General features: G+C 71.6%; 8 protein-coding genes and 1 pseudogene. 8 read left to right on the forward strand and 1 reads right to left on the reverse strand.

Annotation, left to right across the window (positions count from 1 at the left end; translation table 11 throughout):
- The 8 genes and pseudogenes from H596_RS24265 to H596_RS24460 all read left to right on the forward strand — a co-directional run.
- Positions 1-1,082, forward strand: a pseudogene (locus H596_RS24265) (DUF7146 domain-containing protein); the annotation flags it as partial.
- A gap of 131 nt (positions 1,083-1,213) precedes the next feature.
- A complete protein-coding gene (locus tag H596_RS0118375; protein WP_027286114.1) occupies positions 1,214-1,762 on the forward strand; it encodes a hypothetical protein in 549 nt (182 codons plus the stop codon).
- Positions 1,759-1,986: a hypothetical protein gene (locus H596_RS0118380; RefSeq protein WP_027286115.1), complete on the forward strand. Its 228-nt coding sequence runs from the start codon at positions 1,759-1,761 to the stop codon at positions 1,984-1,986. The genes H596_RS0118375 and H596_RS0118380 overlap by 4 nt, the downstream gene beginning before the upstream one ends.
- Complete coding sequence (locus H596_RS0118385; RefSeq protein ID WP_027286116.1) at positions 1,976-2,584, forward strand: hypothetical protein; 609 nt, start codon at positions 1,976-1,978, stop codon at positions 2,582-2,584. Before H596_RS0118380 ends, H596_RS0118385 begins: the two co-directional genes overlap by 11 nt.
- A 317-nt stretch (positions 2,585-2,901) precedes the next feature.
- A complete protein-coding gene (locus tag H596_RS0118390; protein WP_027286117.1) occupies positions 2,902-4,368 on the forward strand; it encodes a site-specific DNA-methyltransferase in 1,467 nt (488 codons plus the stop codon).
- A complete protein-coding gene (locus H596_RS22415; RefSeq protein ID WP_037302026.1) occupies positions 4,358-5,626 on the forward strand; it encodes a site-specific DNA-methyltransferase in 1,269 nt (422 codons plus the stop codon). Before H596_RS0118390 ends, H596_RS22415 begins: the two co-directional genes overlap by 11 nt.
- Before the next feature lie 85 nt (positions 5,627-5,711).
- Positions 5,712-6,080, forward strand: a complete 369-nt coding sequence (locus tag H596_RS0118400; protein ID WP_027286118.1) for a hypothetical protein — start codon at positions 5,712-5,714, stop codon at positions 6,078-6,080.
- A 109-nt stretch (positions 6,081-6,189) separates the two neighbouring features.
- A complete protein-coding gene (locus tag H596_RS24460) occupies positions 6,190-7,041 on the forward strand; it encodes a DUF3489 domain-containing protein (RefSeq protein ID WP_037302022.1) in 852 nt (283 codons plus the stop codon).
- A gap of 16 nt (positions 7,042-7,057) precedes the next feature.
- Here H596_RS24460 and H596_RS0118410 read toward each other — a convergent pair whose 3' ends face one another.
- Positions 7,058-7,315 (reverse strand): hypothetical protein, encoded by a 258-nt coding sequence (locus tag H596_RS0118410; protein WP_027286119.1) that lies wholly within the window; start codon positions 7,313-7,315, stop codon positions 7,058-7,060.
- Positions 7,316-7,467: the final 152 nt, after the last annotated feature.

Raw genomic sequence — 7,467 nt, forward strand, 5'->3', positions numbered from 1 at the left:
GCGACGAGGACGAGTGGCGCAAGCGGCTCACCGCCAAGCTGCGCCAGCTGCCGACCCTGCTGCTGATCGACAACCTCCGCCAGGAGCTCGACAGCGCCGCCCTCGCCGCGGCGCTGACCGCGCCGGCCTGGGAGGACCGCGTGCTCGGCGCCTCGGACATGGTTCGCCTGCCGGTGCGCTGCGCCTGGGTCGCCACCGGCAATAACCCAGCGGTCTCGCACGAGATCGCCCGCCGCCTCGTCCGTATCCGCCTCGACGCCCGCACCGACCAGCCTTGGCGGCGCGATGGCTTCCGGCATCCCGACCTCATGGTCTGGGTCCGCGCTCAGCGCGGGCGGCTGGTCGCTGCCTGCCTCACGCTCTGCCGTGCCTGGATTGCCGCTGGTCGTCCGCGCGGGGCCCGCAGCCTGGGCAGCTTCGAAGTATGGAGCCAGACGCTGGGCGGCATCCTGCAGGTCGCGGGCGTCACCGGCTTCCTGGACAACCTCGACGAGGTGATCGCCGCCTCCGACAGCGAGGGTGGTGCATGGCGCGCCTTCATCCAGCTCTGGTGGGACCGCTTCGGGAGCGCCGAGGTCAGCGTCAGCGATCTGCTCGGCCTGGCGCAGAGCGCCGAGGCCAGCCTGCCGATCAGCGCGAAGAACGAGCATGGCCTGAAGGTCTCGCTCGGGGCGGCCTTCACCAAGCTGCGCGACCGCGCCTTCCGCATCAGCGACCGGCTGATCCACCTCCGCCAGGGGAAGGTGCTGCACAATTCGCAACGCTGGCGCCTCGAACCCGCTGCAGAGAAGCCCGTGCATGGGGGTCTTGGGGGTCTTGTGGGGATCTCACGCGGCGAGACCCCCATCGGTTCAGGCCAGGAATTCCGCGGGGTCGACGGGTCTTGGGGGTCTTGGGGGTCTTTTTCCAACCCCTACGCACATGCGCGCGCGCACATGCGTGAGGAAGAAGCCGGAGAAGACCCCCAAGATCCCCAAGACCCCCAAAGCCCAGGAAACAGCTGCGTTGTCGCCGGGGGGTCTTCGAACAAAAGACCCCCACAGACCCCCACGACGCCTCCCTGGCTCGAAGGGGTGCCGTGATGCGCCGCCCGCACAGCCCGGGGCCGCCCATTGGAGCGGATCTCCCACGACAAGCCGGGCAGCGACGGCGAACTCCGCCAAGAACCGCGCCGTCGCCGCCCTCACCACAGCCATCCCCTTTCGGAGACCCCATGGCTCTCGCGACTCTCCCCATGCCCGCGGCGCAGGCAAGCGGCCCGCCGATCACCGCCCCGCTGCCGATCGCGCTCCCGCATCACGCCGTCCTCGCCCTCGACCTCGGCACCACCACCGGCTGGGCGCTGCGTAGCCAGGATGGCGGGATCGCCTCCGGCACCCTGACCTTCAAGCCGAGCCGCTTCGAGGGCGGCGGGATGCGCTACCTCCGCTTCCGCGGCTGGCTGACGGAGATGGCCGGCCTCGCCAGCGGCCTTTCCCGCATCGCCTTCGAGGAAGTCCGCGCCCATGCGGGCACGGACGCAGCCCACCTCTACGGCGGCTTCCTCGCACACCTCTCCGCCTGGTGCGAGGAGCGCGGCGTCGCCTACGAGGGCGTGCCCGTCGCCACCATCAAGCGCTTCGCGACCGGCAAGGGCAACGCCGACAAGGCGGCGATGATCGCCGCCATGCGCGCCCGCGGCTTCGCGCCCGTGGACGACAACGAGGCCGACGCGCTGGCCTTGCTGCTCTGGGCCACCGACGGTCACGGAGGCCGCGCATGAGCCTCCCCGGCGCGCCCACCCTGGCGCGGAGCCCGCTCGGGCGCCTGCGCAGCCCGACCACCGAGGCCGAGCTCAACGCCATGCGCGCCGCCGCCTGGCATCGGCATGGCATCGCCGCGCTCCTGGTCGACGACATCGCCGATCCCTGGCTGCGCCAGGCCATCACCAACGAGGCCAACCGCCGCTGGGGGCGGCGGCAGGGAGGTAATAGCCATGGCCGGTAAGCGGAAGGCGAAGCGCACGACGCCGCCCGAGGATCTCTCCAAGCCCTCAAGGTGGCGGCTGCAGCATGGCGGCTTCGACGAGGGCGTCCGCGGCACGGATCCCGATACGGGCACACCCATCCTGCACCGCCGTGCCATCGACAGCCTCGGCGTGCTGCTCGCCAACGGCAGCATCACGCGCGAGATGCACGAGGCGGGCGTGATCTTCCGCGGCGTGTTCCAGCGCGCCGCGCTCGATCGCGTGCGCGTCATGCCGATGATCCGCATCCCCGGCGGCACGGCCGATCTGCTCTCCGAGAGCCAGGCGGTCGCCCGCGAGCGCGTGGCACGGGCGATGCGGCATCTCGGCGGCTTCGCGAGTCCCGCGGGCAGCATCGCCTGGTACGTGCTTGGCCTCGAGCACAGCGTGCGCGACTGGGCGCTGCGCCAGGGCTGGAACGGGCGCGCGGTGAACCCCGCGCAGGCGCAGGGCATCCTGCTCGGGGCGCTCGGCATGCTCGGCGCGCATTACGGGCTGACGCGGCCCGCCTCGGTGGCGTTCGGCGCGCCGGCGCCGGCTTCTGCGGGCGGCGGTGCTGCAAAATCTGCACAGGCGTGAGGGAGTGCATTGCTCGGTGTGATTCCGCCGTGCTTGTCTGCCGTCACTGGCGAGGCGTGGGTCTCGCTGGTGGCGGTGGCGAACGAGCCACGGCGTCGCTCGATCGAGACCGTGGCTCGCGAGCCGCAGGGTCCTTCCTGGGCCCGGCGTATGCGGGGGGCGGAAGCGCGCGACTTCGCTAGCGCCCGGCCGGAAAAGTGGTTCGCAGTTCGCACCCTTCGCCCCTGATCTCAATCGCTTAGCTGCGAACCACCGCCGCGCCGGTTCGCAGCCGCGGTTCGCATATTTCGCACTCTCTCCTGATCCTGGATGGCCCGATGACGCTCCCCTGGATGGCAGCGAAGATCCTGCTGCGCCCGGTGGCGGAGCTGCGCGCGCATCCCGGCAACGCGCGCGTGCACGGCACCGCACAGATCGAGCAGATCAAGGCCAGCATGTTGGCCTTCGGCTTCACCAACCCGCTGCTGGTGGACGAGGCCGGCGTGCTCATCGCCGGCCATGGCCGGCTCGAGGCCGCGGTCGCGCTCGGCATCGAGAGGGTGCCGACCATCGTACTGCGGCATCTCTCCGCCGCGCAGAAGGAGGCGCTCCGGCTCGCCGACAACCGCATCGCGGAGAACGCGAGCTGGGACCAGACGCTGCTGCGCGAGGCGCTCGCCGCCGTGCGGGCCGCGCCGGACCTCGACCTGGCCAGCCTAGGCTTCTCGGCCGCGGAGCTTGACGAGATCCTCGCGGCGGCGGGGGAGGCCGTGTCCGACGGCGACGCGCCCGAGGTCCTGTCGGCACCCGCGGTTCAGGGGGGCGGGGATGGCGCGGCGGAGACGGAGGCAGCGGCGGAGGATGATCCGGCCGATCTCGCGCCGGACCCGCCGCGCCAGGCCGTCGCCCGTCCCGGCGATCTCTGGCTGCTCGGCGAGCACCGGCTGCTCTGCGGCGACAGCACCGACGCCGCCTCCGTCGCCCGGGTCATGGCCGGCGATCAGGCGGCGCTGCTGTTCACCAGCCCGCCCTATGGGAACCAGCGCGACTACACCACCGGCGGGGTCTCGGATTGGGACGCGCTGATGCAGGGCGTGTTCCAGCACCTTGACGCGGCAATGCGGCCGGATGGCCAGGTGCTGGTGAACCTCGGCCTGATCCACCGCGACAACGAGTGGCAGCCCTATTGGTCGGCCTGGCTCGACTGGATGCGCGCCCGCGGCTGGCGCCGCTTCGGGCTGTATGCCTGGGACCAGGGGCCCGGCCTGCCGGGCGACTGGAACGGTCGCCTCGCACCTGCCTTTGAGTTCGTCTTTCACTTCAATCGTCAGGCCAGGCAGGCGAACAAGATTGTGCCCTGCAAATGGGCTGGCACGCCGAACAAGGGCAGCGGGCTGCGCGCCGCCGATGGCACCATCTCGGAGTACCAGCACGCCGGTCTGCCGGTGCAGGACTTCCGGATCCCCGACAACGTGCTGCGCCTGACCCGCCACAAGGGCCGCGGCATCGAGACCGAGCACCCTGCGGTATTCCCGGTCGCGCTGCCGGAATTCCTGATGCGCGCCTACACCGACGAGGGCGAGGTCGTGTTCGAGCCCTTCTGCGGCAGCGGCACCACGATCCTCGCCGGCCAGCGCACCGGCCGGCGGGTGCGCGCCATCGAACTCGCGCCGGCCTATGTCGACCTGGCGGTCGCCCGCTGGCGCCTGCTGCATCCGGACCTGCCGGTGACCCTGGCGGAGGACGGGCGGGACTATGACGCCGTCGCCGCGGCGCGGGCGGAGGCCCTGGCCGATGCAGCCTGATCTGCAGGTCACCACCATCCCGGTCGCGGCGCTGGTGCCCTACGCCGAGAACGCACGAACCCACTCCGAGGCGCAGGTGGCGCAGATCGCCGCCTCGATCGCCGAGTTCGGCTTCGTGAACCCGGTGCTGGTCGACGCCGAGGGTGTGCTGATCGCCGGCCACGGCCGCGTCATGGCCGCGAGGCAGCTGGGCCTCGCCTCCGTGCCGGTGCTGCGGCTCGGTCATCTCTCCCCGGCGCAGGCCCGTGCGCTGCGCTTGGCCGACAACCAGATCGCGCTCAACTCGGGCTGGGACGAGGCGCTGCTCGCGGCCGAGATCGCCCGGATCCGCGACGAGGCGGCGGTGGACCTCGACGTCCTCGGCTTCTCGGGGATGGAGCTCGACCGGCTGCTGGCGTCTGCCGACGCTGGTTTCGACGATGATGCCGACGAGGCGCCACCGCCTTCCGTGGTGCCCGTCACCCGCGCGGGCGACCTGTGGCGCTGCGGCACGCACCGGCTGCTCTGCGGCGACGCCACGAAGCTCGCCGACGTGCAGCGCGCCCTCGGCGCCGACTGCCTCGCCGACATGGCCTTCACGGACCCGCCCTACAACGTCGCTTATGAAGGCGGCACTGTGGCGAAGATGACCATCGCCAACGACGCGCTGGGCTCTGGCTTCCTCGATTTCCTCCGCCGGGCGCTGGCGAACCTGCTCTCGGTGACGAAGGGCGCCTGCTACGTCTGCATGTCCTCGTCCGAGTGGCCGACGCTGCATCGCGCCTGGCAGGAGGCGGGCGGCAAGTGGTCGAGCACCATCATCTGGGCGAAGAACACCTTCGCCCTCGGCCGCGCCGACTACCACCAGCAGTTCGAGGCGATGCTCTACGGCTGGAAGCAGGGGGCGCAGCACTACTGGTGCGGCGCGCGCGACCAGGGCAATGTCTGGCACTTCGACAAGCCGGCCAGGAACGACCTGCACCCGACGATGAAGCCGGTGGCGCTGGTCGAGCGCGCGATCCGCAACAGCAGCAAGCACCGCGACACGGTGCTCGATCCCTTCGGCGGCTCCGGCACCACCATGATCGCGGCGGAGCGCACCGGGCGGCGGGCGGTGCTGCTCGAGCTCGACCCTGCCTATGCCGACGTGATCGTCCGGCGCTGGCAGGAGGCGACCGGCAAGAAGGCCGTGCTGGAGGGTGAGGACCGCAGCTTCGACGACATTGCCGTGTCCCGCGGCGCGGTGGATCACAATGTAATCGAGACCGCCGAATCATAGCACGAAGATAACGCTGCATTCTGCTTGGCTCGTACGCGCCCCAGCGCGAATGGTCCGTCACGCGATGAGTAGGACGGAGACCAGGATGACGGACCGCACGATCCTTCCCACCGAGAACACCGCGTGGGGCTTCTGGGGCACGATGGGCGAGCGTGCCGCCCAGGCCTGGCCGCTTGCCTTTGCCGCGATCCACGACGCGACGGGGACGGATCCGGACTCGGTGCGCGCCTTCCTCGACAGCCGCCACGGACGCCACTTTGCCGACGAAGTCAGCAACCAGCGTCACGCGGGCCGCGGCATCGCGGATGCCATCGACGCAGCCACCGCGATCTGGATGGGCTGGCGGATCGGACGCCGCACCGGCCGCGAGACGGGGATCCCCGCGGGGCTGCCCTACCTGACGGGCTTCGTGATCAGTGAGGGCATCGCTGCGGACATTGCGCGCGGCGACTGACACGCGCCGCCCGCCGCGTGCGGCGTCGCCACTGCCCCAGCAGGCCCGGCCTGCGGGGCTCGGGGTGGTAGCACCCGGCTCATCGGGTGCCGAACCGGAGACCCCGACGATGAAGCTCACCGACACCCAGCGCGCGATCCTCGCCGCCGCCGCAGGGCACCCCGAGCACCTGGCTTACCCGCCCGAGCGCCTCCCGGCCGCAGCGCGGCAGGTGGTTGCGAAGTCCCTGCTGAGGAGCGACCTGGTGATCGCGGTGCACCGCCCGGCCTACGACGCCATCGCGAAGTGGACGGTGGAGGGCGACGAGATGCTGCTGAAAATCACCGACGAGGGCCTGCGCGCCATCGGCGTCGACCCGAACGCGGGGGAGGCGCCGGAGGAGGACGAGCAGAGCGCCGAGGCCATCGCGCGCCGCAACGCCGAGCGCCGCGCCGCCGCCGAGGCCACCGCGACGGGCGCGGACACGGCGCCCACGGGCGGGGCGGACGAGGCGGCGCAGCACGAGGACGGCCCGGAACCGGAAGCCGCCCAGGTCGCGCCCACGCCCGCCCCGCGGGCCAACCTGCGCGACGCCGCCGCCGCGGTCCTCGCGGCCTGGGGCGACGAGGCTAACCGCGAAACCGACATCATCACCGCCCTCGACGGGCCGATGGCGGCCCTCCGCGCCGCCCTCGCGGGCAAGCCGCTCCGCACCGCGCGCGAGCCGGGCACGCCGCGGAAGCCGCGCGAGGGCACCAAGCAGGAGGCGGTGCTGGCGTTGCTCCGCCGCGAGGAGGGCGCGACCATCGCCCAAATCTGCGAGGCCACCGGCTGGCAGGGTCACACGGTCCGCGGCTTCTTCGCCGGCCTGAAGAAGCGCCGCCAGGGGATCGAGGTGCAGGTGCTGGAGCGGGTGCGCCAGGTCGGCCCCAACAAGGAGGGCGCGCGGGGATCCTACACCGTGTACCGCATCCCCGGGTGACATCCTGGAGAACGGCTCAGGGCCCGCGGCGTGAGGGCAGCGGGCCCTGATACGCCGCCCAGGGCTTCGGCCCGGGTTTCGGTGGATCGAGCGCCAGCAGCAGCTCCGACAGCTCCCATTTCTGGCGCTTCGCCGCCTTGAGCACACCGACCAGCACCTTCCGCGCATCCTCGACATAGTGCCTCACGACGCCAGGTGTGGCGGCGTGGACGTCGGCGATCGCCATCGCTTTCGCGGTCGCCATCACCATCTTCTCGGGATCCTTCGGCGACATCCCGGTGCTCCTTGCGGGTGCTACCGATCATGCGTCCTGCGTGGCGTCGGGTGCACCAGGATTCAGCAACACCACGCGATGACGTGCACCGGTGCTGAAGCGACTCCCAGCATCACCGCGCGCGGCGGGAGGTCGCCGCCATGCCGGAACTG

It is taken from the genome of Rubritepida flocculans DSM 14296 (genome assembly GCF_000425365.1).
GTDB lineage: Bacteria > Pseudomonadota > Alphaproteobacteria > Acetobacterales > Acetobacteraceae > Roseococcus > Roseococcus flocculans.

Coding starts and splice junctions, on each gene's coding strand:
- H596_RS22415 (WP_037302026.1), top strand. CDS start 4,358: ATGCAGCCTGATCTGCAGGTCACCACCATCCCGGTCGCGGCGCTGGTG.
- H596_RS24460 (WP_037302022.1), top strand. CDS start 6,190: ATGAAGCTCACCGACACCCAGCGCGCGATCCTCGCCGCCGCCGCAGGG.
- H596_RS0118410 (WP_027286119.1), bottom strand. CDS start 7,315: ATGTCGCCGAAGGATCCCGAGAAGATGGTGATGGCGACCGCGAAAGCG.
- H596_RS0118380 (WP_027286115.1), top strand. CDS start 1,759: ATGAGCCTCCCCGGCGCGCCCACCCTGGCGCGGAGCCCGCTCGGGCGC.
- H596_RS0118400 (WP_027286118.1), top strand. CDS start 5,712: ATGACGGACCGCACGATCCTTCCCACCGAGAACACCGCGTGGGGCTTC.
- H596_RS0118375 (WP_027286114.1), top strand. CDS start 1,214: ATGGCTCTCGCGACTCTCCCCATGCCCGCGGCGCAGGCAAGCGGCCCG.
- H596_RS0118390 (WP_027286117.1), top strand. CDS start 2,902: ATGACGCTCCCCTGGATGGCAGCGAAGATCCTGCTGCGCCCGGTGGCG.
- H596_RS0118385 (WP_027286116.1), top strand. CDS start 1,976: ATGGCCGGTAAGCGGAAGGCGAAGCGCACGACGCCGCCCGAGGATCTC.